This is a genomic window from Pseudomonas bharatica CSV86 (assembly GCF_000319305.2).
Taxonomy (GTDB): Bacteria; Pseudomonadota; Gammaproteobacteria; order Pseudomonadales; family Pseudomonadaceae; genus Aquipseudomonas; species Aquipseudomonas bharatica.
On the sequence record NZ_AMWJ02000002.1, the window covers coordinates 256,906 to 280,850 of the forward strand.

Below are 23,945 nucleotides of genomic sequence, written 5' to 3' on the forward strand. Positions count from 1 at the left end.
GCAATCGAGGTATCCCCATGCCCACAGAAAACCGATCCAGCACCGAAATGGTCAGCGTGCCGCGCGAACCGACTGAAGAAATGATCGTAGCTTTCGCTGAGGTTTGGTACTCGAAGCGCCAGACAATCGACGACCCGGACATGGTTGATGCCTACAAGGCCATGCTCGCAGTTGCACCAGCCGAACAGCTCCAGGGCGAGCCGGTGGCGTGGCTGATCGATTGGCCAGAAGAGCCTGAACTTGGCCACTATTTCAGCGACGAGAGCAATCCTGTCGCCCGTTCTCGACCGCTCTACACCCACCCAGCGCCAGCGGTGCAAGAGGGCGAGTTGGTGGGGGTCGTCCGAGAATCTGCTGACCGCGGATATCAGGTCCGCTGGACTCAGGACGGCATGCAGGCCCTGCGCAACGGCTTGCACCTCTACAACCAAGCAGATGCTGGGGAGGTTGATCGGCCGCGCGCCGAGGTCAAGCGTCTGGATTTGCTTGTCACCCAGGCGGACTACAACTACGACGAAGACCGCGCGAACCTCAAGCGTCAGTTGGCCGAGCGGGATGCGCACCCGGTGCGCGCACTTGGTCAAGAAGCCTACTCAACCCTGTTGGGCATGGTTGAGCACTGCCTGAACCAGCGTGTTTGCATGGGCATGGATGAAGGCTTCAAGTCCTTTGACTCAGAAGACGAACACGACTTCGTGAAGGAGCTGCGCGCGTTTCTTGCCCTATCCGCCAGCGCAGAGTCGCAGGTGAAGTCGTGAAGACGCATTTCGCACCATTCACCGACCTGGACGACATTGAGCAAGCGCCCTGCGGCACCTGGCTGGGCGAATCCTCCGAACTGTCAGGCGACTGGGCCAAAGTCAATTGCCGGCTGTGTCAGAAACGCAAGGAAAGGCTCATCGCCGACGCAGCTGATGAAGAGCGTTTCATCGTCGAGCAGATGGGTGACATGGCGGCGTTCATGCGCGCGGAAGGCTCCGCCCAGCAAGAGAACATCTGTACTCCACAGCTTTAACCCCTCTCCCCTCTATTCAACTGCCGCGATATGGCGGCCAAGGAATCGTCATGCCTACAGAAAACCGATTCACCAATACCGAGATTGCCAAAAATTGTGGCTCCTTTCGCCGCCGTGGCCGACTGATCCAGACCTAAACCTCAAGCGCCCAGCAAGGAGCAACGCTCATCGACCATCGCCATAACGCGTTCCTTGAAAACCGCTAGGAGAGTGGCGAGAGTCACTCCCTCCTTCACCGGTTGAATCAGTATGTACCCAAATTTTTCGCCCTGGACGACTATGTGCTGCTCGGCTTTCCAAGGACTGCCTATGGTGGGCCACTTGAGCTTGAACGTAGCTGCGTAACCGCGGTAAAGCATTTCATGGGTGTAAAAACAATTAGAACTCATATGACTGCTCGTGCGCGATCATCACGATCGCAGCAAACTGAAGCATTAGATGGGGCTTCTGCCTTTGAGTAGACGAGGATCAAAGGCTTGCCGCGTATGAGGGGCTAGATGCAGAGCTTCTGGCTGGGTTGCCAGCGCTCTTATGGATGGTTCGACCAAGTCGAATAGGCATAGGGGAAATGTCCCCACAAATTGTGATGCTCTCAGCTACTTAGGTTACAGCAGGCGCACACCTGTTCCCTAAGCATTTCAATAAATCTGAATGGGCGCTGCTCGGGCGCGTGTTAGCCAGTACCGCTCATGGTTTCGGCGGCCCACTGTAAAGCTCTCTGCCTAGCCCAGGCCATTGCTGTAGAGATCGTTTGGCCTTCGCAGGCAGGGTGGTACTCCTCATGAAGTGCAAGCCCCTTAACGCCATAAATACCGAAGAAGAGCTGGGTGACGCCCTCCTTTGAAATCCGTGCCTGGATGTTGATGAGGGAGCCACAAGGAAGGCGCTCGTCCTGATTGCGGAAATGCAACTCGGGGTTGGCCCATTCCCAGTAAACCTGACCACGATTACGCATGGTGGGGCCTTCGAGAATTTGAGAAGTGATATTGCTGTTGTGAGCGTACAGCAGTTCAGCGGAACGGCCAGTAATAAATCGAACTTATCACCTTCCACAGCTGCCGCGAGTGAGCGGCCAAGGAATCGTCATGCCTGAAGCAATCAAACTGATCCAGCCGGTACCGGTCGTTCGCGATGAGAACGGCATGTTCTACCACCCCGACATGCCCGACTTCGACGAAGGCGAAGAGGAGAAGTGCAAGGCCTGGGTCGCCGAACAGGGCCTGGAAGTGAAGATGGTCGAGCTCGAATACCACAGTGACGAGTCGATCTCGGAGCGCTACTTCGAAGCCGGTGAAGCGGACTGCAGCTACTGGGAGCCGGATCGTCCCGAGGGCGATGGCTGGTTCTGTCTATCGATTCACGATAGTGACAACGGCCCGGTGTGCTGGTGGGCTCGCCGGGTGGTGACGCCATGAGCCAGGCAAAGGAACGTCCAATCCTGTTCAGCGCGCCGATGGTCCGCGCGCTTCTAGAAGGCCGGAAGACCGTCACCCGCCGTTCAATCAAACCGAGCATGCGAGGCTTTGACGTCTCGTTCGAGCTTCACCAGCAGGACGACGGGTCATGGCGCCCCATGCACACGTTCGACGAAAGCTGCATGGATGACCAAGGCACAGAGCACCCAGTCGTTTGTCCGTATGGCCAGCCAGGCGACCGACTGTGGGTGCGCGAGAGCTTCTGGCAGGCCGGCACCTACGTCCAGAGCTATCCAGACGACGATGAGGGCTCGTGGGCAGGCAGCCGCCGAGTTCACTACCGCGCTGACGGAGCGCCGCCGAACGAACCTAATCGGCATTATCCAGGCGGCCTGCGAAACGGCAGCTACTCAGCAGCGGATCCCGACAAGATCTGGCGGCCCAGGCCATCGATTCACATGCCGCGCTGGGCCAGCCGCATCCTGCTGGAAATCACCGCAGTGCGCGTTGAGCGGCTGCAGGACATCACCGAGGCGCAGGCGCTGGCCGAGGGCGTGAGGCTTTATACCGATCACTCGGAGTGTGGCGACTGGTACCACGTTGAGGGGATCGAAACCTACAGCGCAGATCCGCGCAAGTCGTTCGAGCTGCTCTGGACCGGGATCAATGGCGCCGAATCATGGGGCGTGAACCCGTGGGTCTGGGTCGTTGAGTTCAAGAGGATTCAGCCATTCAAGCCCGACGACGATACCCGGTGACCAGCAGCACGAGGCCAGGCACCAGGAGGCCGACCGACGTGTATCCGAATGCAGCCTGACCTGACGCTCCAACGGCGGCGAACGCAGCGCCAATCGCAATGAGCGGCACGGCGGCGAAGTAAAACGGTTTGGCTGTCTTGCCCATATCAATACTCCTGTTCATTCCCTCTTTTAACACATGAGCCCGCCGACATGCGCGGGCGAGGATTCTTTATGTCCGCAACCACCCGATTCCACGAAACAGCCAATGACGCCCTGGTTGAGATCAGCCGCCACCTTCCGCCAGGCGCCAAGCTGGCACTGGTCATCTACACCGCCGGCAGCCCGGAACTCGACATCGTGCTCAAGGACCAGGGTCTTGACCCTGACGAGGTGGTGGGCACCCTACGTCGGCGTGGCGGCCTGAGCCTAGACGGCGACAACGCCTACAAGAGCAGTCTCTGCGACGTCATAGTGGGCTCGCTGGCCTGCGGGAAGCAGAACAACAACCCGCCACCTGCTGGCCACTGGTGCGAACAGTTCTGGGAAATCGGGAGGGCTGAGGGAGAGCAACAGGCGCACCTGTTGGCCGAACTCACCCAGGCTCGTGACCAACGCGACGCCCTGCTCAGTGCTGCTGTGGAAGCTCTGTCTGTGATCGAACGGATAAAGCCAGCTGGCAATGGCAACGGGACACAGGTGCGGCTTGCCGCAGCAATCGACAAGGCCAAGGCCTGACCACCAATAGCCGCCACCGGCGGCGTGGAGACCATCCATGACCCTGCGACTGATCTCAGTCACCATCGCGGCCGAGATGCTGGGCATCAGCCGCTCCACCGCGTATCGCCTGGCGAAGGCCGGAAAGATCCCCTGCGTTCGTGGCCTGGGCCCGCTTCGCATTCACTATCAAAAGCTCGTGGAGATGATCGAGGCTGGTATCCCTGATACCCTCGCCGCCGCGGGCGTCGTATCCGAGGAGAGGATATGCCGTACAAAAGAGGAAAAGTCTGGTGGATTAGCTACACCGCGTCAGACGGAACGTATGTTAGACGCTCTGCTGGCACCGAGGATTTCGCCGCAGCCAAGGCTTTAGAGCAGAAGGAGCGCAGCCAGGCGTGGAAAGAAAAGGAGATGGGGTTTGACAGGCAGCGGACGTTCGAAGAGGTGATGATCGAATACCTCAACCATGCCGCCCAGACCCAGCGCAGCTTCGACACGACGCAGCACCGCGTCAAGGCGCTGCGGGAGTTCTTCGCCGGCAGGGTCATGAACGATCTGGCAGGGAAAGACATTCGGGAATACTCGGCAGGCCGAACGGCGGCAGGAAAGTCGCCGGCCACGATCAACCGGGAGCTCGCCGCGTTGTCGGCAGCGATCAACTGGTGCTCGGTCGAGCTGGAATGGAAGCTGCCCAACCCGGTCAAGGGGCGCACCTTGCGCGAAGCTGAAAGCAGGGTGCGTTGGATCACGCGCGGCGAAGTCGATTCACTATGCAGGGCCGCTCGCTCACAAAGGAATGGCGACATGCTGGATGACTTCATTCGGCTGGCAGTGAATACGGGCTGCAGGAAGGAAGAGATGATCGGGCTGGAATGGAGGCGCGTTGACCTGGTGAACCGGTTGGTCTACCTGGAAGGCGATCACACGAAGGCAGGGAAGCGAAGAAGCATACCGCTCAACGAAGGGGCGCTGGCAGCGCTGAAGGGAAGGATGGCGTTCCGAGCTGACCATTGCCCCTCCTCACCCTGGGTATTTTCCCGGAGAAACGGGGACAAGGTAATCGATCTGTCGGAGGGCTTTGAAGCGGCGTGCGAGAAGGCTGCAATCACTGACTTCCGCATTCATGATCTGAGGCACACCTGTGCCGCCTGGCTTGTAAGTGCCGGGGTACCATTGATCGAGGTGAGGGATCTGCTGGGGCATTCGACGGTGCAGATGACCGAGAAATATGCGCACCTCGCACCAGCGAGGGTGCGAGATGCGGTCAGTGTGCTGGACCAGACGATGTCACAATCTCGCTACACTGAAAATCCAGCGGGTCGAGCCGACAAGGCTCTGAAGCTGGTAACTGCTTGATTTACAAGGTGGTGCGGACGAAGAGACTCGAACTCTTACAGCTTGCGCCGCTGGAACCTAAATCCAGTGTGTCTACCAATTTCACCACGTCCGCGTGAAGCATTTAAAGCAAAGGCGCCAGACTTTCATCAGGCGCCTTCTGGAATATGGGGTGGACGAAGGGAATCGAACCCTCGACCACAGGAATCACAATCCTGCGCTCTACCAACTGAGCTACGCCCACCATATTGCATGCTGCTTTTACTTGTGCCAAAGCTGCCTTTGATTGGCGCACCCGGCAGGACTCGAACCTGCGACCATCCGCTTAGAAGGCGGATGCTCTATCCAGCTGAGCTACGGGCGCACATTTAATCTGCTTTCGCTTGCGATTACAAATTAACTTTCAGCCGTACCGAACAAGCCAAAATCCGCTTATTCTGCCCGACCTTGCTAACCAGTGCTAGGCCCTGCCCGACAAGTGAGGCGCATCTTATAGACGCACTGAAATAGCGTCAACAGATTTCTCAAAAAAATTCATTTTATTGAAGGGCTTAGGCCATTTGCCGGACCAAGCGCCTTTGCCCTGCGCGCGGCTCATGAGAGAATGCGCGCTCTTTTTTTCTCTCGATGGTTAATCACCCGTCATGACTGCACAACTTATCGACGGCAAGGCGATCGCCGCCAGCCTGCGCCAGCAGATCGCCCAACGTGTCGTTGAACGTCGCCAGCAAGGTCTGCGCACCCCCGGCCTGGCGGTGATCCTGGTTGGCACCGACCCGGCTTCCCAAGTCTACGTTTCGCACAAGCGCAAGGACTGCGAGGAAGTCGGTTTCATCTCGCAAGCCTTCGACCTGCCCAGCAGCACCAGCCAGCAGGAACTGACCGACCTGATCGATCGCCTCAACGACGACGCGAACATCGACGGCATCCTCCTGCAACTGCCGTTGCCGGCCCACCTCGACGCCTCCCTGCTGCTGGAGCGCATCCGCCCGGACAAGGACGTAGACGGTTTCCACCCCTACAACATCGGCCGCCTGGCCCAGCGCATCCCGCTGCTGCGCCCGTGCACCCCGAAAGGCATCATGACCCTCCTGCAAAGCACCGGGCAGGACCTGTACGGCATGAACGCCGTGGTCGTCGGCGCGTCCAACATCGTTGGTCGCCCGATGGCCATGGAACTGCTGCTGGCCGGCTGCACCGTCACCGTTACCCACCGTTTCACCAAGGACCTCGCCGGCCACGTCGGCCGTGCCGACCTGGTGGTGGTGGCCGCCGGCAAGCCGGGCCTGGTCAAGGGTGAATGGATCAAGGAAGGCGCCATCGTCATCGACGTCGGCATCAATCGCCAGGAAGACGGCAAGCTGGTCGGCGACGTGGTCTACGAGACCGCCCTGCCCCGCGCCGGCTGGATCACTCCGGTGCCGGGCGGCGTGGGCCCGATGACCCGCGCCTGCCTGCTGGAAAACACCCTGTACGCCGCGGAAGAACTGCACAAGTAACCTGCGCGCGCGAATGAAAACGGCACCCCGCGCGGTGCCGTTTTTTATGCCCGGGTGAAAAGCGCAGGTTGACGAACGGTCATCCCGATGGTCAGATGCCGCCCGTTTCAGGTGTCTGCCGCCGCCGCGCGGCAGGTGAAACGGGAAGCCGGTGCGTCCTTTAGGACAAGTCCGGCGCTGCCCCCGCAACGGTAAGCGAGTGAAGCATTCAACAGGCCACTGTGCGCAGACGCATGGGAAGGCGAAGCGCTTCGATACCCGCAAGCCCGGAGACCGGCCTGAAGCATCACGACTGAAGAATGGATGCGTCAGTCATTTGGCAAACCTGCGGTGGGCGGGCACGAGCCGGTAGACTGGCGCGCGCTCGCCAGCTCCCTCCTGTGCGCTTCCCGAAAAGTCCTTTTCGAGAAGTCAATGAATACACGCTACATCCCCCTGATCGGCTGCCTGCTCGGCGGCAACGGCGGCGCACTTGCGACGACGCTGGAACTCGATCGGCAAATCGTCTCGGCACCTGCGGTGGAATCCGACACCATCGCGCAGATGGCCCGCTACGGCAGCAAGATCGAAGTGGTCGAGCGCGAGCAGATCGAACGCGCCGGCCCCAGCGCCGATATCACGCGGGTCCTGCAGATGTTCGTCCCCGGCCTGTATGTTGCGCCCAAGCAGGGGCCTTTCGACTACGGCACCTATTCGTTGCTGGGCGGGCGCAACGACGACACCCTGATCATGCTCGACGGTGTACGCCTGAACAATCGCCTCTACGGCGGCATCTACATCGATACCCTGCCCGCCGCGGCCATCGAACGCATCGAGGTGCTCAAGGGCGGCCAAAGCCTGCTGTTCGGCACCCAGGCGGTCTCCGGGGTGATCAATATCGTTACGCGCAATGCCCGATCCCGGGAGGCCTCGGGCCAGGTCAACCTGGGCGTGGACAGCTTCGCCGGACGCAACGGCGATGCCCGTATCGAGCGAATCTTCAGCAACGGCTTCGGCGATCTCGGTCTGCTGGCCTATGTCAGCCACAATATTTCCGGGGGCTACCAGCCCTACCGCAGCAGCGCCATCACCGCAACGGTCAGCGACCGCAAGCGCAGCTACGAGGTCAACACCTTCGGGGCCAAGGCCACCCAGGGTTTCGGCGACGCCAGCCGCCTGGAACTGTTCTATCAGTACAGCGCGGCCAGCCTCGACTTCCTGCGCCCCGATGCCAACCGCAACACCACCAACGACCGTGTCCAGCAGATTGCCACGGCCACCTTCCAGCAGCATCTGAACGAGCACTTCAGCTACTTCGTCAAAGGCCACATGAACGACTGGGACACCCGCTACAACCGGGTCTACAACACCAGCGCCGGCGGCATCGAAGTGAAGAACCACAACGACTACTGGGGCTTCAGCGACTGGGGCGTGCAGGCCGAGGGCGAAGCCGTGCTGCCCGGCGGCCACACCCTGGTGTTCGGCAGCGACAACCAGTGGTTCAAGGGCAAGGACGACGTGTTGAAGATCGACCAGAACCAGGCCGAAGCCCACGCCCTCTATCTGCAACTGCGCCCCGAGATTGCCGCCCTGCCCGACTGGCATCCCAGCATCGGCGTGCGTCGCGAGCACCTGAGCGGTGGCGACAGCGCCACCGTGGGCATGCTCACCTCGCTGTACGACCTGACCGACAACCTCAAGCTGCGCGGCCAGTTCGGCTCGGCCTACAAGCTGCCCAACGCCGAGCAGTTGTACGTCAACGAGCCCGGCGACGAGATGGGCAACCCCAACCTCAAGCCGGAGAAAAGCCGCAACGCCGAACTGGGCCTGGACTACAGCAACCTGCTCGACGGCCAGCCATGGAGTGTCAGCGGTACGCTGTTCCACCGGCGCATCGAGGACCTGATCACTCTCGTCGATACCCAATGGGTCAACGGCGATGGCGAAATCACCGTGCGCGGCTTCGAACTCGACGGCAAGGTGCAGCTCGACGATCGTTGGCAGTTGCAGGCGGACATGACGCGCAACCTGAGCGAATCGCGTAACGGCGCCACCATCAACAACATCCCCGGGTTCTTCGCCCGCAGCCGGGTCGGCTATGAGTCCGCCGACCGTATGTGGGGCGCCGGTGCGGCGATCCGCTATATCGGCAGCGTGGAAAGCCCGCGGGGATCGACTACGGGCACTACAGCGTGGTGGATGCCGACGCTTATCGGTATCTCGATCTCCAGCGCCAGCATCGCCTGGCCCTGTTGCTGGAGAACCTGCTGGACCGGGACTACACCACCAGCATGGACAGCGGGTCGCGTCGGGTGGGGAACCTGGGAAGGCCGTTTACGGCTGAAGCGCGGTACACCTACAGCTTCTGATTTTGTGCTGGAGTAAGGGCCTCATCGCTGGCAAGCCAGCTCCCACAGGTTCAGCACAAAGCTTGAGACCTGTGCAGTACCTGTGGGAGCTGGCTTGTAGGACCGCCGCACCGCAGCGACGCTTTACCAAGGAAACACCATGAACGAACAGGACATACCCACCCACCCCGACTGGTCGCATATCCCCGAGCATGACCGCCACGTCATGCTCTGCACCGGCCCGCGCTGCACCCTGCGCGGGGCGCTGAAGGTGTGGAAGACAGTACGCAACGAGCTGCTCGCCGCCGACCGGGTCGAAACGAAAAACGGCGTGCTGCTGACCCGTACCCATTGCCAGTTCCCCTGCAACCTCGGGCCGATCGCAACCGTCTATCCGGACCGTTGCTGGTACCGCATCGCCAGCCACGATGACGCCCGGCGCTTTGCCCGGGAGCATCTGGTCGGCGGGCAACCGGTCCAGGACCTGCTGCTCGAGCGAGGTACCCAATGAAACACAGCCTCTGGCTCGCCCTGCTGCTGGGCAACAGCGCCCAGGCCCTCGACTACCGCAACTGCGGCGAAGACTGGGCCCTGCGCCAGTCACCGCCCCAGCGCATCCTCGCCCTCAACCAGCACGCAGCCGACATGATCCTGGCCCTGGAAGCCGGTCCGGCCCTGGCGGCGGTGAGCTATATAGATGATGACGTCAGCGCCCTGGCCGCCAATCACTATCGCGGCGTGCCGCTGCTGTCGCACAAATATCCCTCGCCGGAAGTGTTGTATGCCGGGCGCTACGATCTGGTGATCGGTGGTTTCCAAAGCGCCTTCCGCGATGGCGTCGGCCCACGTCGCGACCTGGCCCGCCACGGCATCGCCAGCTACCTGCTGGAAAATGCCTGCCCGGAAAAGCCCAGCGCGAGCGGTTTCCAGGCCATCGAACAGGACCTGCGCACCCTCGGCCGGCTACTGGACCGCATGCCCCAGGCCGAACGCCTGATCGCCCGGCAGCAAGCCGACCTGAAGGCAGCGCAGCAGCTCGCCGACGGACACCCGGCACTCAAGGTCTTCTACCTGGACAGCGAAACCCGCGGCCTCGACAGCGAAGGCAAGCAGGGTTTCGTCAGCGAGCTGATCGCCAGCGCCGGCGGGCACAACGTCCTTGCCGACCTCGACCTGCGGCGCATCACCGTGGACGCCGAAACCCTGCTGCAACTGGACCCGGATGTCCTGCTGCTGGCAGATGCCGTCTGGTCCACCGCCTCTGCCAAACGCGCGTACCTGGCCGGTCACCCGGCCCTTTCCCGCCTGCGGGCGGTCAGGGAAAAGCGCATGATCGACGTGCCGTTCACCCATCTGGTCGCCGGCGAACACAGTGCCCGCACAGCCCTGCACCTGGCCCGCGAACTGGCAAGGATCAGCCACTGAAAACCGACAGCCGATTCGGCTGCAAAATCGCCGCTTTCAGCTTTCCCGGCTGGGCACTTCATAGGCTTCAGCCGGGATTGCAGCGCCATCGGGAGGACAATATCCGCATCGCCAACACCTGGATGCGTGCCCGATGCAAACAACAAATACGGTCCTGATGATCCGCCCGGCGCGATTCGCCTTCAACCCGGATACCGCCCGCGACAACCATTTCCAGAAACCGCTGCTGGACGCCGAAAGCGCTCAAGACAAAGCGCTGGAGGAATTCGACGGCTATGTCGATACCCTGCGCCAGCACGGCGTCGAAGTGCTGGTGGTGCAGGACACCCCGGCACCGCATACCCCGGACTCGATCTTTCCCAACAACTGGTGGAGCAGCCACGCCGACGGCAGTCTGGTGCTCTACCCGATGGAAGGCCGCAACCGCCGCCTGGAACGGGACAAGGGCGTGCTGCGCGCACTCGACGAACGCTTCGCCATTCGCACCACCATCGACCTCAGCCCGCTGGAGCAAGCGGATATCTTCCTCGAAGGTACCGGCAGCATGGTCCTCGACCGTGAACACCGCATCAGTTATGCCTGCCACTCCGGGCGCACCCACGGCGAGGCCCTGCGCGAGTTCGCCGAACGCCTCGATTATCGCCTTTGCGTGTTCCACGCCGTCGATCGCCAGCAGGCACCGATCTACCACAGCAACGTGATGATGAGCGTCGGCCGCCAGCTCGCCGTGGTCTGCCTCGACGCCCTGCCCAACGCCGCCGAACGCTACACCCTGGAACGCAGCCTGCGCGATACCGGCAAGGACATCCTCGCCCTGGACTTCGACCAGCTCGAAGGCTTCGCCGGCAACATGCTCGAAGTCCATGACAAGCATGGCCAGCCGCTGCTGGTGATGTCGCGCAGTGCCTGGAACTCGCTGAACCCGGCGCAGCGCCGGCAGGCCGAGCGCCACAGCCGCCCGGTGGTAGTGAATATCGACCATATCGAACGCATCGGTGGCGGCAGCGCGCGCTGCATGCTCGCCGAAGTGCACCTGCCCGTTCGCAACTGAAACCGACGCCAAGAAGAAGGAAGCCATCATGACCCGCTATATCGACGTGACCGACCTCAGCCACCTGGTGGCCCGCAAGGGCGTGACCACCTGCCTGGAACAAATGGCCGAGTACATCCGCCAGGACTACCTGCGCTGGCACGACTTCGAAAAGTGCGCGCGGGTGGCCAACCATTCGCCGGACGGCGTGATCGAGCTGATGCCGGCCTCCGACGCCAACCTGTATGCATTCAAGTACGTCAACGGCCACCCGAAGAACACCCGCAACGGCATGCTCACCGTCATGGCCTTCGGCGCCCTGGGCGACGTGGATACCGGCAAGCCGCTGCTGCTCAGCGAGATGACCCTGACCACGGCGCTGCGCACCGCTGCCACCTCGGCCCTGGCCGCACGCTACCTGGCCCGTTCGGAAAGCCGCAGCATGGCGCTGATCGGCAATGGCTCGCAGAGCGAATTCCAGGCCATCGCCTTCCACGCCCTGCTCGGCATCGAGGAAATCCGCCTGTACGACCTCGACCCGCAAGCCACCGCCAAGCTGGCCGCCAACCTTGCCGGCTACCCGGGCATCCGCCTGGTCCTGGCCCGGTCGGTGGCCGAGGCGGTACGCGGCGCCGATATCGTCACCACCGTCACTGCCGACAAGGCCTACGCAACCATCCTCACCCCGGAAATGATCGAGCCCGGCATGCACCTCAATGCGGTCGGCGGTGATTGCCCGGGCAAGACCGAGCTGCACCGCGACATCGTCGAACGCTCCCGGTGATCGTCGAGTACGAGCCGCAAAGCCGCATCGAAGGCGAGATCCAGCAGATGCCGGCCGATTCGCCGGTGACCGAGTTCTGGCAAGTGGTCAACGGGCAGGTCAAGGGCCGCGAATCGGCAGGCCAGGTGACCCTGTTCGACTCCGTCGGCTTCGCCATCGAGGACTACTCGGCACTGCGCTATGTGCTGGATATGTCCAGGGCCTTGGACATCGGTAGCGAGATCGAACTGGTACCGGACCTGGACAACCCGAAAGACCTCTACGCCCTGCTTCAGCCGGCAGTCAGCGACGCGCAGAAGAAACGCGCCTGAACCCAGCGGATCCGCCGTGGCAGCACCACGGCGGATCGGAAAACGCTGCGGCAAAGCCTAAACAGGAGGCGCCTCGACAGGATCGGCTGCCGCGCGCGCCGCTAACAGCATATTCCGGCAGTCGGCGCCCGCCTTTACGACACAAAAAATCCGCTGCCATCACGCATCCTGAGCCCCTGACCAAAGAGTCACCGCACGACCGCGCGGCTCAAAACGACGAAGATTTTCCACCGCCCTACATCAACAACAAAACACAGGGAACCCCACACATGACCTCACTGCGCAAACCCCTCGGCGCGCTCCTCCTGACCCTCTGCGCCGGCGCGGCCCAGGCCCAGGAATGGAAGGACATCCGCTTCGGCGTCTTCCCCGAATATCCACCCTTCGAGTCCGTCGCCGCCGACGGCAGCCTGCAAGGTTTCGACATCGAACTGGGCGATGCCATCTGCGCCAAGCTGGAAGTCAAGTGCACCTGGGTGCACAACGAGTTCGACGGCATGATCCCCGCCCTGCGCGCGCGCAAGTTCGACGCCATCATGTCGTCCATGGCCGTGACCCCGGCGCGGCAGAAACAGATTGATTTCAGCGACCGCCTGTTCCTCAGCCCGACCTCGGTGATCGTGCGCAAGGGTGCCGACTTCGGCGACACACCCGAGTCGCTCAAGGGCAAGTCGGTGGGCGTATTGCAGGGCTCGCTGCAGGAAGCCTACGCCCGCGCCAAACTGGCGCCGCTGGGCGTGCAGGTCAAGGCGTACCAGGCCCAGGACCAGAACTACGCCGACCTGGTCAATGGCCGCCTCGACGCCACCGTCACCGACAAGCTGGAAGCCCAGCTCAACTTCCTGAGCAAGCCCGAAGGCGCCGGCTTCCAGAGCGGCCCGGCGATCAAGGACCCGACCCTGCCGCTGGACATCGCCATGGGCGTGCGCAAGAACGATACCGAGCTTAGGGAGCTGCTGAACAAAGGCATCGCTGCCGTGCTCGCCGATGGCACCTTCGCCAGGATCCAGCGCAAGTATGTCGGCGACCTGGACATCTACAACGAGTGACCCGCCCGGCCGGTGACCTGGGCCCGGCGCCCAGGTCACCGGCACGCCCAAGCCCAACGTCCAACGCCCAACGAGACTTTCCCGTGAACGACTTCCTTCACTCTGTCAGCCTGCAGGGTTTCGGCCCGCTCTTGGCGCAAGGGACCTGGATGACCCTGAAACTGGCCTTCCTGTCCCTCGGCCTGAGCCTGCTGCTGGGCCTGATCGGCGCCAGCGCCAAGCTCTCCACCCTGAGCCTGCTGCGCATTCCCGCGACGCTCTACACCACCCTGATCCGCAGCGTCCCGGACCTGGTGCTGATCCTGCTGATCTTCTACACCTTCCAGATCTGGCTCAACGACTTCACCGAGTGGATGGGCTGGGGCTACGTCGAGATCGACCCGTTCGCCGCCGGCGTCCTGACCCTTGGCTTCATCTATGGCGCCTATTTCACCGAGAACTTCCGCGGCGCCATCCTCAGCGTGCCTGCTGGACAACTGGAAGCGGCCACCGCCTACGGCCTGAGCCGCGCCCAGCGTTTTCGTCTGGTGCTGTTCCCGCAACTGATGCGCTTCGCCCTGCCGGGCCTGGGCAACAACTGGCTGGTGCTGCTCAAATCCACCGCGCTGGTCTCGATCATCGGCCTCGCCGACCTGGTCAAGGCCGCGCAGAACGCCGGCAAGAGCACCAATAACGTCCTGTACTTCCTGATCATCGCCGGGCTGGTCTACCTGCTCATCACCACCCTCTCCAACCGCCTGATGAAGCGTCTGGAGCGACGCTACAACACTGGCATCAAGGGGCTCGCATCATGATCGAACTGATCCAGGACTATGGCCTGGCCTACCTGTACAGCGACGGCGCCGGGCTTTCCGGGCTGGCCATGACCCTGTGGCTGTTCGTCGTCACCATGGTCGCCGGCTTCCTGCTGTCACTGCCCCTGGCCCTGGCGCGGGTCTCGCGCAAGCCGTGGCTGCGCTGGCCGGTGGAGTTCTACACCTGGCTGTTCCGCGGCACGCCGCTCTATATCCAGTTGCTGATCTGCTACACCGGGTTGTACGGCCTGGAGGTGGTGCGCGATCACGAGATGCTCGACCGCTTCTTCCGCAACGCGCTGAACTGCACCCTGCTGGCTTTCGTCCTGAACACCTGCGCCTATACCGTGGAGATCTTCGCCGGGGCCATCCGCAACATTCCCCATGGCGAGATCGAGGCGGCCCAGGCCTACGGGCTGCATGGCTGGAAGCTGAACCTGTTCGTGGTCCTGCCGGCGGCGCTACGCCGTTCGCTGCCGTCCTACGGCAACGAACTGATCCTGATGCTGCATGCCACGTCCCTGGCCTTCACCGCGACCATCGCCGACATCCTCAAGGTGGCCCGCGACGCCAATGCCGCGACCTTCCTCACCTTCCAGGCCTTCGGCATCGCCGCACTGCTGTACATGCTGCTGTCCTTTGCGCTGGTCGGGCTGTTGCGCCTGGCCGAACGCCGCTGGATGCGTTTTCTCGTTCCTTCCCGAGGCTGACCCATGACCACTTCCGCACACGCCTTGTCGATCCAAGCCGACTTCACTGCTCAACCGAGCGCTGCCGCGAACAGCGCCGCGATCAAACTGACGGTGGACGCGCTGCACAAAAGTTATGGCGATCACCAGGTGCTCAAGGGCGTCTCGCTGCAGGCGCGCAAGGGCGACGTGATCAGCCTGATCGGCGCCAGCGGCTCGGGCAAGAGCACCATGCTGCGCTGCATCAACTTCCTCGAACAACCGGAAGCCGGCGCCATCACCCTCGATGGCCAGACCATCGAACTGGGCCAGGGCCGAGGACCGAATCCCGCGCAACTACAAAACCTGCGCACGCGCCTGGCCATGGTCTTCCAGCATTTCAACCTGTGGAGCCATATGACCGTGCTGGAGAACATCACCCTCGCCCCGCGCCGGGTGCTGGGTATTACCCGGCATGAAGCCGAGGCCCGGGCGCGCGCTTACCTGGACAAGGTCGGCCTGCCCGCCCGGGTCGCGGACCAGTACCCGGCCTTCCTTTCCGGCGGCCAGCAGCAAAGGGTGGCGATCGCCCGGGCCCTGGCGATGGAGCCGGAAATCATCCTGTTCGACGAACCGACGTCAGCTCTTGATCCAGAGCTTGTGGGAGAAGTCCTAAAGGTCATACAGACGCTGGCCGAGGAAGGTCGTACCATGCTGATGGTCACCCACGAGATGGGCTTTGCCCGCCAGGTGTCCAGCCAGGTGCTGTTCCTGCATCAGGGGCGCGTCGAGGAACAGGGAAGCGCGAGCATCCTCGACCAGCCGCAAAGCGAGCGCCTGCAGCAATTTCTTTCCAACCGCTTGAAGTGAAACAACGCCACCATGGATACCAAGGCCAACCCGACCCATGCCAACCCGCCGCTGGACCGCATCGACGAAGCGATCATCGATGTATTGCGGCATAACGGCCGGATCACCTACGAAAAGCTCTCGACCCTGGTGCACCTGACGCCCCGGCCCTGCCTGGAGCGGGTGCGCAAGCTGGAGCGACGCGGGGTGATTCGCGGCTACGGGGCGATCATCGACGTGCAGATGGTTTCGCCGGGGTTGTCCTTGCTGGTCCTGGTGGCGTTGTCGAACCAGAGCGGGCGTTCGGCGCAGAAGGCCTTCGAAGCCTGTGTCAGGGCCTGTCCGCAGGTCTTCGACTGCCAGTTGATCAGCGGGCACTTCGACTACAGCCTGCGCATGCGCTGCCGCGACATGGAGCATTACCGGGTGCTGACCGAGACCTGGATGAACAACGACGAATTGCATATCGACAAGCTGGTGGCGCATCCGGAGCTGGCGGTGGTCAAGAACACTGCGCCACAGCTGTAGATCTTGTAGTGCCTGTACCGGCCCTATCGCTGGCAAGCCAGCTCCCACAGGTTCAGCACAGATCTTGAAACTTGTGCAGTACCTGTGGGAGCTGACGGTGGCCAAGAACACTGCGCCACAGCTGTAGATTTTGTGGTACCTGTACCGGCCCTATCGCTGGCAAGCCAGCTCCCACAGGTTCTGCGGTGTACGCGATCCCTGTGGGAGCTGGCTTGCCAGCGATAGGGCCATCAGCATCACTGCGCCCCGAGAGCCTTGACCTGCCACTCCTGCGGCTGCCGGTACCCCTCCACCCATTCCACCACCTGCCACGCCGGCATCGGTCGGGCAATGCCGTAGCCCTGGGCGATGTCGCAGCCCAGGTCCATCAGCAATTCGCCATGGGCCACGGTCTCCACGCCTTCGGCAATCACCTGCCGGTCGAACTCCCGGGCCAGGCCGATCACCGCACGGGTCAGGGCCAGGTCGTCCTGGTCATGCAGGATGTCCTGGATAAAGGATTTGTCGATCTTCATGGTCTGGGTCGGCAGCCGCTTGAGATAACTGAGCGACGAATAGCCGGTGCCGAAATCGTCCAGCGAGAAGCGCACGCCGAGGCGCTGGCAGGCCTGCAGGCAATCGCTGACCCGCTGGAGATTCTCGATCGCCACCGATTCGACGATCTCCAGGTCGAGCATCTGCGGCGCCACCGAGGCATGCCGTGCCAGCAGGCGCTGCAGGCGCACGACGAAATCATCGCGCTGGAAATGCCGCGCTGCGATGTTCACGCTCACCGGCCAGTGGCAGCCCTGCGCCTGCCATTGCTGCATCTGCGCCAGGGCGCGATCGATCACCCACTCGCCGATGTCGACGATCAGGTCGGTACGCTCTACCAACGGCAGGAAATCCCCCGGCGGTACCACCCCGCGCAGCGGATGGTGCCAGCGCAGCAGCGCCTCGAACCCGACCACCGTGCCACTGCGCATGTTGACCTTGGGCTGGTAGTGCAGCGACAGGTCGCCATGATGCAGGGCATGACGCACCTCCTCGACGGTTTGGTGGGTGGCCTTGACCTCCTTGTCCAGCGAGACGTCGAACAGGTGGTAGCGATTGCGCCCGCGTTGCTTGGCCAGGTACATGGCCTGGTCGGCGTGGCGCAGCAGGGTGTCGGCATCGTCGTCGTCATGGGGGAAGCGGGTGACGCCGATGCTGGCGCTGACGCTGATGGAGCGCCCGCGGATCATGCAGGGCTCGGCCAGGGTACGGAGGATTCGGTCAAGGCTGTCCTGCAGGCAGGGTGGCCCGTGACGGTCACCGAGAATCAGCACGAACTCGTCGCCGGACAAACGCGCCAGGGCATCGCCTGGGTCGAGGAAACGCTTCAGGCGCCGTGCCACCTCCACCAGCAGCAGGTCGCCGCTGTCATGGCCGTAGCTATCGTTGACCGCCTTGAAACCGTCGAGATCGAGCATGCACACCGCCAGCGAGGTTTTCGCCATGCGCGCACGCTGCAGCGTTGCTTCGAGCAGTTCGCCGATGCAGGAACGGTTGGGCAGGCCGGTCAGCGGGTCATGCCCGACCCGCCATTCCAGGCTGTGCAGCATCTGCCGCTTGTGCGTGACATCGAAGCGGATCGAGGCGTATTTGCGCAGCTCGCCAGTGTCGCGGTCGAACAGCGGCACGATGGTGCTGTCGACCCAGAACAGCGAACCGTCCTTGGCCCGGTTGCATAGCTCGCCCTTCCACACCTCGCCGGCGGTCAGGGCCCGCCACATGTCCCTGAACACCTCAGGGCCATGCTGGCCGGACTTGAGGATACGGTGGTCGGCGCCCAGCAGCTCTTCCCGGCTGTAGCCGGAAATGGCACAGAACTGCTCGTTGACGTAGGTGATACGCCCGTCGAGGTCGGTCTCGGAGAAGATCGCCGCGGCGTCCACGGCAGTACGGTAGCCCTCACCCATGGGCCACCCCGACATAGGACGTCTGCTGCGCGGCAGTGATTGGCAACTTGGAACGCACGATAAAGCTCCATGAGCCGCAGAAATACACGGGTTGTTCTCACCGAAGCCCGCTGCGGAAAAACCTGTCCAGGGAGCAAATTCTACGAGAAGCATCACCTTTTGCAATCCAAGGTGATGGCACCAGAGGTTGTCCTTTAAAATTATTTGTCGTTAAGTTCTTGATTCTAAAAGGGAATTGAGCGATGGAAATTTCAAGTTTGGGGTCTGCCATCAGACGCTATCGCAAGGTGGCCGGGCTTACCCAGGCGGAATTGGGGGAGAGAGCCGGGTTCGACCCCAAGACCATAAGCCGCTTCGAAACCGGCACCTACACCCCCAGCGTCGAAACCCTTGTCATTTTTGCCCGCATCCTGGGCGTCAAACTCACCGCCTTCTTTACCGACCTCGATAGCGAAGAAGAACAACGCGCCTATCTGTTCGGTGTCATCCACAAAGCCCCGCGCCAAGACCTGAGCAAACTGATCGCCGCTGTCGATCAGGCGCTCTCGGACAACTGACGGCAGGCATCGCGACGGAATGGTTCGCACCGTGAAAACGCGACATCAAAGCGCCTTTACTGGTCAGACCGGTAAAACCAATTATCGCCTGCCCCCTTGCGCCAGCAAAAAATCGGTGGGTATAGTGGCCGCGCACTGGACATACCGGTAAGACCACAATAATTAAGTCCGACGCGCCATCTTCCCCTTGGCAGCCGGACACCGACCAGAGATCCCTCCCATGCTTAAATGGTGCTCGCGTTCGATCTTTCTCCAAGTAGTGCTCGGCCTGATGCTCGGCATCGCCTGCGGCCTGAGCTTCCCCGACCTCTCCCTGCAACTCAAGCCCCTCGGTGACGGCTTCATCAAGCTGATCAAGATGCTGATCGGCCTGATCGTGTTCTGCGTGGTGGTCAGCGGCATTTCCGGTGCCGGCGACCTGAAGAAGGTCGGGCGCATCGGCCTGAAATCGGTGGTCTATTTCGAAATCCTCACCACCATCGCCCTGGTCCTGGGCCTGGTGCTGGCCTTCAGCACCGGTATCGGCAGCGGCGCCAACATCCACCTGGACCAGCTCTCGGCCACCGATGCCGGTGCCCTCGCCGAGCGCGGCCAGCATATCCATAGCACCACCGCGTTCCTCATGGACCTGATCCCCACCTCGGTGATCGGCGCCTTCGCCGATAACAACATCCTTCAGGTCCTGCTGTTCTCGGTGCTGTTCGGCAGCGCCCTGAACCTGGTGGGCGAATCGGCTTCGAGCATCTCGCGGCTGATCAACGAGCTGAGCCATGTGATCTTCCGCATCATGGGCATGATCGTGCGCCTGGCACCGATCGGCGTATTCGGCGCCATCGCCTTCACCACCAGCAAGTACGGTCTGGACTCGCTGCAACACCTGGGCGGCCTGGTAGCGCTGTTCTACCTGACCTGCGCCGGCTTCGTCCTGCTGATCCTTGGCGTGGTGATGCGCGTGTCCGGCCTCAAGCTGCTGCCCTTCCTCAAGTACCTGCGCGAAGAGCTCACCATCGTCCTTGGCACCGCTTCGTCCGACGCCGTGCTGCCGCAGATCATGCGCAAGCTCGAGCACCTGGGCATCGGCAGTTCCACTGTCGGCCTGGTCATTCCAACCGGCTACTCGTTCAATCTCGACGGTTTCTCCATCTACCTGACCCTGGCCATCGTCTTCATTGCCAATGCCACCGGCACGCCGTTGGCGATGACCGACCTGCTGACCATCCTCCTGGTGTCGCTGGTGACCTCCAAGGGTGCCCACGGCATCCCTGGCTCGGCCCTGGTGATTCTCGCCGCGACCCTCACCGCGATCCCGGCGATACCGGTGGTGGGCCTGGTACTGGTGCTGGCGGTGGACTGGTTCATGGGCATCGGACGCGCGCTGACCAACCTGATCGGCAACTGCGTGGCCACCGTGGCGATTGCCCGCTGGGAGAAGGACATCGACCTGGATCGCGCCCACAACGTCCTCGACGGCAAGCAGGGCTACAGCTTCCAGCCGCGCAAGACGGCTCACCAGCAAGAGTTTTGAAGCATGACCGATAGTTCCTGGAGCAACCTGTGATCACCTCATCGACCGTAGTCAACGCAGTAGTGGAAAAACTGCGCCAGGCCCTGGCCCGAGGCCAGTGGCGCTCCGGCGAGATGCTGCCGGGGCAGCGCGAACTGGCCGAGCAACTGGGCATCAGCCGGCCCAGCCTGCGCGAAGCGGTGACGGTACTGGAAACCCTTGGCCTGGTGCGATCCATGCCAGGCAAGGGCGTCCTGGTGCTCGACCCCGATACCGCCGAGCCGACGCTGGTCCCGGCCGCGTCGGTGGCCGAGGCCAGCCTCGAGGACGTATTGCAACTGCGCTACACCCTCGAGCCGTTCATCGTCGGGCTGGTGGCGCAGTCCATCAGCAGCAGCGAGACCGGGCAGTTGCGCCTGACCCTGATGGACATGCGCGAAGCCCTTGAAGCCGACGACGCCGAAGCCGGCGTCGGTGCCTACATCGCCTTCCATGAAGCGCTGTTCGCCCTGACCTCCAACCCGATCTTCCAGAGCGTGGTGCAGCAGACCAGCAACGCCCTCAAGCAAAGCGCCCAGGTGCTGCGCAAGTCTCCCGAGCATCTGGCCGCGCGCCTGGAAGAGAACGAAGCGGTGGTACGCGCCATCCGCAACAAGGACAGCGCCCAGGCCAGCGCCCAGATGCGCCGGCACATCCTCGCCGAGGGGCGGCGCATGGGTATCGAACTGAAGATCCCGGATGAGCAGCCGGGTCATTGACTACAGGAGAGCGAAGATGAACACCTCCCTGCCCTTCATGATGGCCGGCGGCGGACGCCGGATGTCCGCGGAAGAGATCTATCCGCAGCTGTTCGATGCCATCCTCGAACAGCGCCTGACGCCCGGAACCCCGCTGACCGAACTGGCCCTGGGCGAAGCCTTTGGCGTCAGCCGCACGGTGATTCGCCGGGTACTGGGGCGGCTGTCCGACCAGCAGGTGATCGTCCAGCGCCCGGCGCACACTGCGCGCCTGGCGGCCCCGGACCCTGAACAGGCGCGGCAGGTCTTGAGTGCCCGGCGCCTGGCGGAAACCACCCTGATCGAACTGGCCGCACAGCGCTCGCGGCCGGGGCAATTGCGCCAGCTGCGCGAGCTGATCGCCCGCGAACGCCTGAGCCACGAACAGGGCCAGCGCTGCACGGCGATCCGCCTTGGCGGCGAGTTCCACCTGAAGCTTGCGGAGATCGCCGACAATGCGCCACTGACGCGTTTTCTCAACGGACTGGTACCGATGACCTCATTGATCATCGCCAAGTACGAGCACCAGGGTTGCGAGCACTGCGCCTGGCAGGAGCATGCGGCGCTGGTGGATGCGCTGGAGGACGGTGACAGCGAGGCCGCGTTGCGCCTGATGCATGTGCATCTGGACCGTATCGAGGCCAAGCTGGACCTCGATTAAGCCCGGTTCTCCGGGCCGCTGCGATTGGACCAGTCCACCAGCAGGCTGTAGCCGACCGCCAGCAGGGTCGGGCCGATGAACAGGCCGATGAAGCCGAACGCCAGCAAGCCGCCGAAGACGCCGAGCAGCACGATCACCAGCGGCAGGTCGCCACCGCGGCTGATCAGGTAGGGCTTGAGCACGTTGTCCACGCCGCTGATGATGAAGGTGCCCCAGATGCCCAGGAAGATGGCCATGCCGTAGTCACCCTTCCAGGCCAGCCAGGCAGTGGCGGGCACCCAGGCCAGCGGCGGGCCCATGGGGATCAGGCTGAGCATGAAGGTCACCAGGCCGAGCACCAGCGCCCCCGGCACCCCGGCGATCAGGAAGCCGATCAAGGCCAGCAGGCCCTGGGCGGCAGCGGTGCCGATCACCCCGTTGACCACCCGCTGCACGGTGCCGGCCACCAGGCCCAGATAGTAGGCGCCGCGATCGTCCACCAGGCGCTCCAGCAGGCGCAGGACGAAGGCCGACAGACGCGGACCGTCGCGATAGAAGAAAAACACGAAGACCAGGCTGAGGATCAGTTCGACGACGCCACTGCCCAGTTGCGCGCTGCGGGCCAGGATCCAGTTGCCGACCTGCCCGAGATGGGGCTTGACCGTGGTCAGCAAGGCCGCGCCCTGCTGATCGAGGGTGTTCCAATAGCGCACCAGCCGTTCGCCGAAGAAAGGCACGCTGCCCAGCCAGTCCGGGGCGTCCGGCAGGCCGTCGACCTGCACGTCGCGGATGAACGCGGTGGCGTCACGTACATGGTCGGCCAGGTTGAAGCCAAGCCAGACCAGGGGCAAGGCCACCAACAGCAGCCACAGGCAGGTCAGCAGGCTGGCCGCAAGGGTTTCGCGCCCACCGCACCAACGCGTCACCAGGCGCATCAGCGGCCAGCTGGCAAAGGCCAGGATCGCGCCCCAGAGCAGCGCGGAAATGAACGGGGCCATGACCCACAGGGCGGCGCCGAGCAGGGTCAGCAAGAGGATCTGCACCAATAGGCGGTCGTTGTTGAGCATGATCCCTCTCTCACGGAATACAGATAAATCTTCGATTTGACACAGGCCCCTGTGGGAGCTGGCTTGCCAGCGATGGCGGCAGACCAGGCAACTGCTTTGCCAGCCAGGGCCTCATCGCTGGCAAGCCAGCTCCCACAGGATTGCTGGCAAGCCCGAGTGGCGCGATCAACCCGTTAGCGGATCAGTTCCACATGCAGGCCGGCAGCCGGTTTGTCGCCGGTCTCCAACCTTGCCGCCCGGACCCCGGCCGCACTCAGCTGGTCGTTCCAGGCCACCGCCTTCGCCCCGGTCAGGCTGACCCGCAGGCTGCTGTCCAGATTCAGGCTGCGTGCCAGCAGCTCCACCCAGGCCTTCGGCGGTTCGCCATCCAAGTCCGGGTAGTCCAGCTTGCCCGTGCTGCGCAATTCCCGCAGCACCGTGGCCGGGGTCGGCAGCAGGTCGCCCAGCGGTGCATTGGCCTCGAATTTCTCCACATGCAGGAAGGCCCGCTTGTTGCCGCGGGTGATGGCGTACAGGGCAACCAGGGTGTCGTGGTCATCGCCGGAACGACGCAGAAGAATGAACGCCTGGTCCTCGTCCGAGCCATACAAGCGTGCATTGCGGAAGATCTCATTGGCCCACAGGCTGCTTTCGCCGCAGTCACGCCTCTCGCACCAGAACAACGGATAGCCCCCGTCGGCCTGCAAGGCTTCGCGGGCGGCGGTGAAGGCTTCGCCGGCACTGCGCTCGGGCGGCAATTGCCAGGTGGTGGAGCTGACCTGGCCACGGCTTTCGACCTTGCCCTCCATACGCAACTGCCCGCTGATCTTGCGCAGCGGACCCAGCGGATAGACGCGCTCCTGCTCCCGCGCCGGCTGTTCGTCGAAGACCTTGGCATCCTGCGGAATCGGCAGTTCGCCGGCGGCCTGGGCGGCTCCTGAAGCCAGCAACAGCGCGGAAAGAACGAACTGGACGGCACTCATCGGCGAACCCCGC

The 23,945-nt window shown here is 62.9% G+C and carries 25 protein-coding genes, 3 tRNA genes, 2 pseudogenes and 1 riboswitch; of the genes and pseudogenes, 22 read left to right on the forward strand and 8 right to left on the reverse strand.

All coding sequences use genetic code 11. The annotated features are described in order from the left end of the window. The first annotated feature begins 17 nt into the window (after positions 1-17). Together CSV86_RS14815 and CSV86_RS14820 are read left to right on the forward strand one after the other, a co-directional pair. Positions 18-758, forward strand: coding sequence for a hypothetical protein (locus CSV86_RS14815; RefSeq protein WP_009396389.1), 741 nt, complete (start codon positions 18-20; stop codon positions 756-758). Then, a complete protein-coding gene (locus CSV86_RS14820; protein ID WP_009396387.1) occupies positions 755-1,015 on the forward strand; it encodes a hypothetical protein in 261 nt (86 codons plus the stop codon). Before CSV86_RS14815 ends, CSV86_RS14820 begins: the two co-directional genes overlap by 4 nt. A 673-nt stretch (positions 1,016-1,688) precedes the next feature. Here CSV86_RS14820 and CSV86_RS14825 read toward each other — a convergent pair. Next, entirely contained in the window at positions 1,689-1,970 is a 282-nt protein-coding gene (locus tag CSV86_RS14825; protein WP_009396383.1) for a hypothetical protein, read from the reverse strand. A gap of 130 nt (positions 1,971-2,100) precedes the next feature. Between CSV86_RS14825 and CSV86_RS14830 the strand changes: the two genes are divergently transcribed. Together CSV86_RS14830 and CSV86_RS14835 are read left to right on the forward strand one after the other, a co-directional pair. Then, complete coding sequence (locus CSV86_RS14830) at positions 2,101-2,430, forward strand: hypothetical protein (protein ID WP_009396381.1); 330 nt, start codon at positions 2,101-2,103, stop codon at positions 2,428-2,430. After that, complete coding sequence (locus CSV86_RS14835) at positions 2,427-3,188, forward strand: hypothetical protein (protein ID WP_009396379.1); 762 nt, start codon at positions 2,427-2,429, stop codon at positions 3,186-3,188. Before CSV86_RS14830 ends, CSV86_RS14835 begins: the two co-directional genes overlap by 4 nt. Here the strand turns inward: CSV86_RS14835 and CSV86_RS14840 are convergent. Beyond that, positions 3,163-3,333, reverse strand: a complete 171-nt coding sequence (locus CSV86_RS14840; RefSeq protein WP_170394827.1) for a hypothetical protein — start codon at positions 3,331-3,333, stop codon at positions 3,163-3,165. The two genes, CSV86_RS14835 and CSV86_RS14840, sit on opposite strands and share 26 nt — an antisense overlap. 68 nt (positions 3,334-3,401) lie before the next feature. Between CSV86_RS14840 and CSV86_RS14845 the strand changes: the two genes are divergently transcribed. Genes CSV86_RS14845 through CSV86_RS14855 form a run of 3 tightly spaced genes read left to right on the forward strand, consistent with a single transcriptional unit; the run spans position 3,402 to position 5,243 of the window. Continuing rightward, positions 3,402-3,905 (forward strand): hypothetical protein, encoded by a 504-nt coding sequence (locus CSV86_RS14845; RefSeq protein ID WP_009396377.1) that lies wholly within the window; start codon positions 3,402-3,404, stop codon positions 3,903-3,905. A gap of 37 nt (positions 3,906-3,942) precedes the next feature. After that, a complete protein-coding gene (locus tag CSV86_RS14850; protein ID WP_009396376.1) occupies positions 3,943-4,260 on the forward strand; it encodes a helix-turn-helix domain-containing protein in 318 nt (105 codons plus the stop codon). Continuing rightward, entirely contained in the window at positions 4,152-5,243 is a 1,092-nt protein-coding gene (locus CSV86_RS14855; protein ID WP_037059261.1) for a tyrosine-type recombinase/integrase, read from the forward strand. Before CSV86_RS14850 ends, CSV86_RS14855 begins: the two co-directional genes overlap by 109 nt. Positions 5,244-5,252: 9 nt before the next feature. On the opposite strand, the gene CSV86_RS14860 is transcribed toward CSV86_RS14855, so the two are convergent. From CSV86_RS14860 to CSV86_RS14870, 3 genes are all read right to left on the reverse strand, one after another. Next, positions 5,253-5,337 (reverse strand) — tRNA-Leu (locus CSV86_RS14860). 53 nt (positions 5,338-5,390) lie between these two features. Next, positions 5,391-5,466: transfer RNA gene (locus tag CSV86_RS14865), tRNA-His, on the reverse strand. 43 nt (positions 5,467-5,509) lie between these two features. Then, positions 5,510-5,586: transfer RNA gene (locus CSV86_RS14870), tRNA-Arg, on the reverse strand. Between the two features lie 280 nt (positions 5,587-5,866). Here CSV86_RS14870 and folD point away from each other — a divergent pair. From folD to CSV86_RS14925, 11 genes and pseudogenes are all read left to right on the forward strand, one after another. After that, entirely contained in the window at positions 5,867-6,721 is an 855-nt protein-coding gene (gene folD / locus CSV86_RS14875; RefSeq protein WP_009403826.1) for a bifunctional methylenetetrahydrofolate dehydrogenase/methenyltetrahydrofolate cyclohydrolase FolD, read from the forward strand. A 92-nt stretch (positions 6,722-6,813) separates the two neighbouring features. Further along, positions 6,814-7,017, forward strand: a riboswitch (cobalamin riboswitch). 118 nt (positions 7,018-7,135) lie between these two features. Next, positions 7,136-9,069, forward strand: a pseudogene (locus CSV86_RS14880) (TonB-dependent receptor plug domain-containing protein). A 139-nt stretch (positions 9,070-9,208) separates the two neighbouring features. Continuing rightward, positions 9,209-9,559, forward strand: a complete 351-nt coding sequence (locus CSV86_RS14885; protein ID WP_009403822.1) for a (2Fe-2S) ferredoxin domain-containing protein — start codon at positions 9,209-9,211, stop codon at positions 9,557-9,559. Beyond that, positions 9,556-10,473 (forward strand): ABC transporter substrate-binding protein, encoded by a 918-nt coding sequence (locus CSV86_RS14890; RefSeq protein ID WP_009403820.1) that lies wholly within the window; start codon positions 9,556-9,558, stop codon positions 10,471-10,473. The genes CSV86_RS14885 and CSV86_RS14890 overlap by 4 nt, the downstream gene beginning before the upstream one ends. Positions 10,474-10,606: 133 nt before the next feature. Further along, positions 10,607-11,524: a citrulline utilization hydrolase CtlX gene (ctlX, locus tag CSV86_RS14895; protein ID WP_037061571.1), complete on the forward strand. Its 918-nt coding sequence runs from the start codon at positions 10,607-10,609 to the stop codon at positions 11,522-11,524. Between the two features lie 28 nt (positions 11,525-11,552). Beyond that, positions 11,553-12,598: pseudogene (gene ocd / locus CSV86_RS14900) on the forward strand (ornithine cyclodeaminase). A 269-nt stretch (positions 12,599-12,867) separates the two neighbouring features. Then, positions 12,868-13,647 (forward strand): ABC transporter substrate-binding protein, encoded by a 780-nt coding sequence (locus CSV86_RS14905; protein ID WP_009403814.1) that lies wholly within the window; start codon positions 12,868-12,870, stop codon positions 13,645-13,647. Positions 13,648-13,730: 83 nt separating this feature from the next. Continuing rightward, positions 13,731-14,441 carry an ABC transporter permease gene (locus CSV86_RS14910; protein ID WP_009403812.1) on the forward strand — a complete coding sequence of 237 codons (711 nt, stop codon included), beginning with the start codon at positions 13,731-13,733 and terminating at the stop codon, positions 14,439-14,441. After that, positions 14,438-15,151 (forward strand): ABC transporter permease, encoded by a 714-nt coding sequence (locus CSV86_RS14915; protein WP_009403810.1) that lies wholly within the window; start codon positions 14,438-14,440, stop codon positions 15,149-15,151. The genes CSV86_RS14910 and CSV86_RS14915 overlap by 4 nt, the downstream gene beginning before the upstream one ends. Positions 15,152-15,154: 3 nt before the next feature. Next, positions 15,155-15,979 carry an ABC transporter ATP-binding protein gene (locus CSV86_RS14920; RefSeq protein ID WP_009403808.1) on the forward strand — a complete coding sequence of 275 codons (825 nt, stop codon included), beginning with the start codon at positions 15,155-15,157 and terminating at the stop codon, positions 15,977-15,979. Positions 15,980-15,991: 12 nt separating this feature from the next. After that, entirely contained in the window at positions 15,992-16,486 is a 495-nt protein-coding gene (locus CSV86_RS14925; protein ID WP_009403806.1) for an Lrp/AsnC family transcriptional regulator, read from the forward strand. A 236-nt stretch (positions 16,487-16,722) separates the two neighbouring features. Here CSV86_RS14925 and CSV86_RS14930 read toward each other — a convergent pair whose 3' ends face one another. Further along, complete coding sequence (locus CSV86_RS14930; RefSeq protein WP_037059582.1) at positions 16,723-18,426, reverse strand: putative bifunctional diguanylate cyclase/phosphodiesterase; 1,704 nt, start codon at positions 18,424-18,426, stop codon at positions 16,723-16,725. 242 nt (positions 18,427-18,668) lie between these two features. On the opposite strand from CSV86_RS14930, the gene CSV86_RS14935 reads away from it, so the two are divergent. The 4 genes from CSV86_RS14935 (at position 18,669) to CSV86_RS14950 (ending at position 21,924) form a co-directional block, all read left to right on the forward strand. After that, complete coding sequence (locus CSV86_RS14935; RefSeq protein ID WP_009397077.1) at positions 18,669-18,983, forward strand: helix-turn-helix domain-containing protein; 315 nt, start codon at positions 18,669-18,671, stop codon at positions 18,981-18,983. 220 nt (positions 18,984-19,203) lie between these two features. Then, positions 19,204-20,508, forward strand: coding sequence for a C4-dicarboxylate transporter DctA (locus tag CSV86_RS14940; protein WP_037059584.1), 1,305 nt, complete (start codon positions 19,204-19,206; stop codon positions 20,506-20,508). Between the two features lie 29 nt (positions 20,509-20,537). Further along, on the forward strand, positions 20,538-21,245 hold the full coding sequence (locus tag CSV86_RS14945; protein WP_009397080.1) for a FadR/GntR family transcriptional regulator: 708 nt from the start codon (positions 20,538-20,540) through the stop codon (positions 21,243-21,245). A gap of 16 nt (positions 21,246-21,261) precedes the next feature. Continuing rightward, positions 21,262-21,924 (forward strand): GntR family transcriptional regulator, encoded by a 663-nt coding sequence (locus tag CSV86_RS14950; RefSeq protein ID WP_009397081.1) that lies wholly within the window; start codon positions 21,262-21,264, stop codon positions 21,922-21,924. Here the strand turns inward: CSV86_RS14950 and CSV86_RS14955 are convergent. Continuing rightward, the gene (locus CSV86_RS14955; protein WP_009397082.1) at positions 21,921-22,970 is read right to left on the reverse strand and encodes an AI-2E family transporter; all 1,050 of its coding nucleotides are present in this window, start codon (positions 22,968-22,970) and stop codon (positions 21,921-21,923) included. The genes CSV86_RS14950 and CSV86_RS14955 overlap by 4 nt on opposite strands. Before the next feature lie 173 nt (positions 22,971-23,143). Next, the gene (locus CSV86_RS14960; RefSeq protein WP_009397083.1) at positions 23,144-23,932 is read right to left on the reverse strand and encodes a DUF4892 domain-containing protein; all 789 of its coding nucleotides are present in this window, start codon (positions 23,930-23,932) and stop codon (positions 23,144-23,146) included. Positions 23,933-23,945 lie beyond the last annotated feature (13 nt).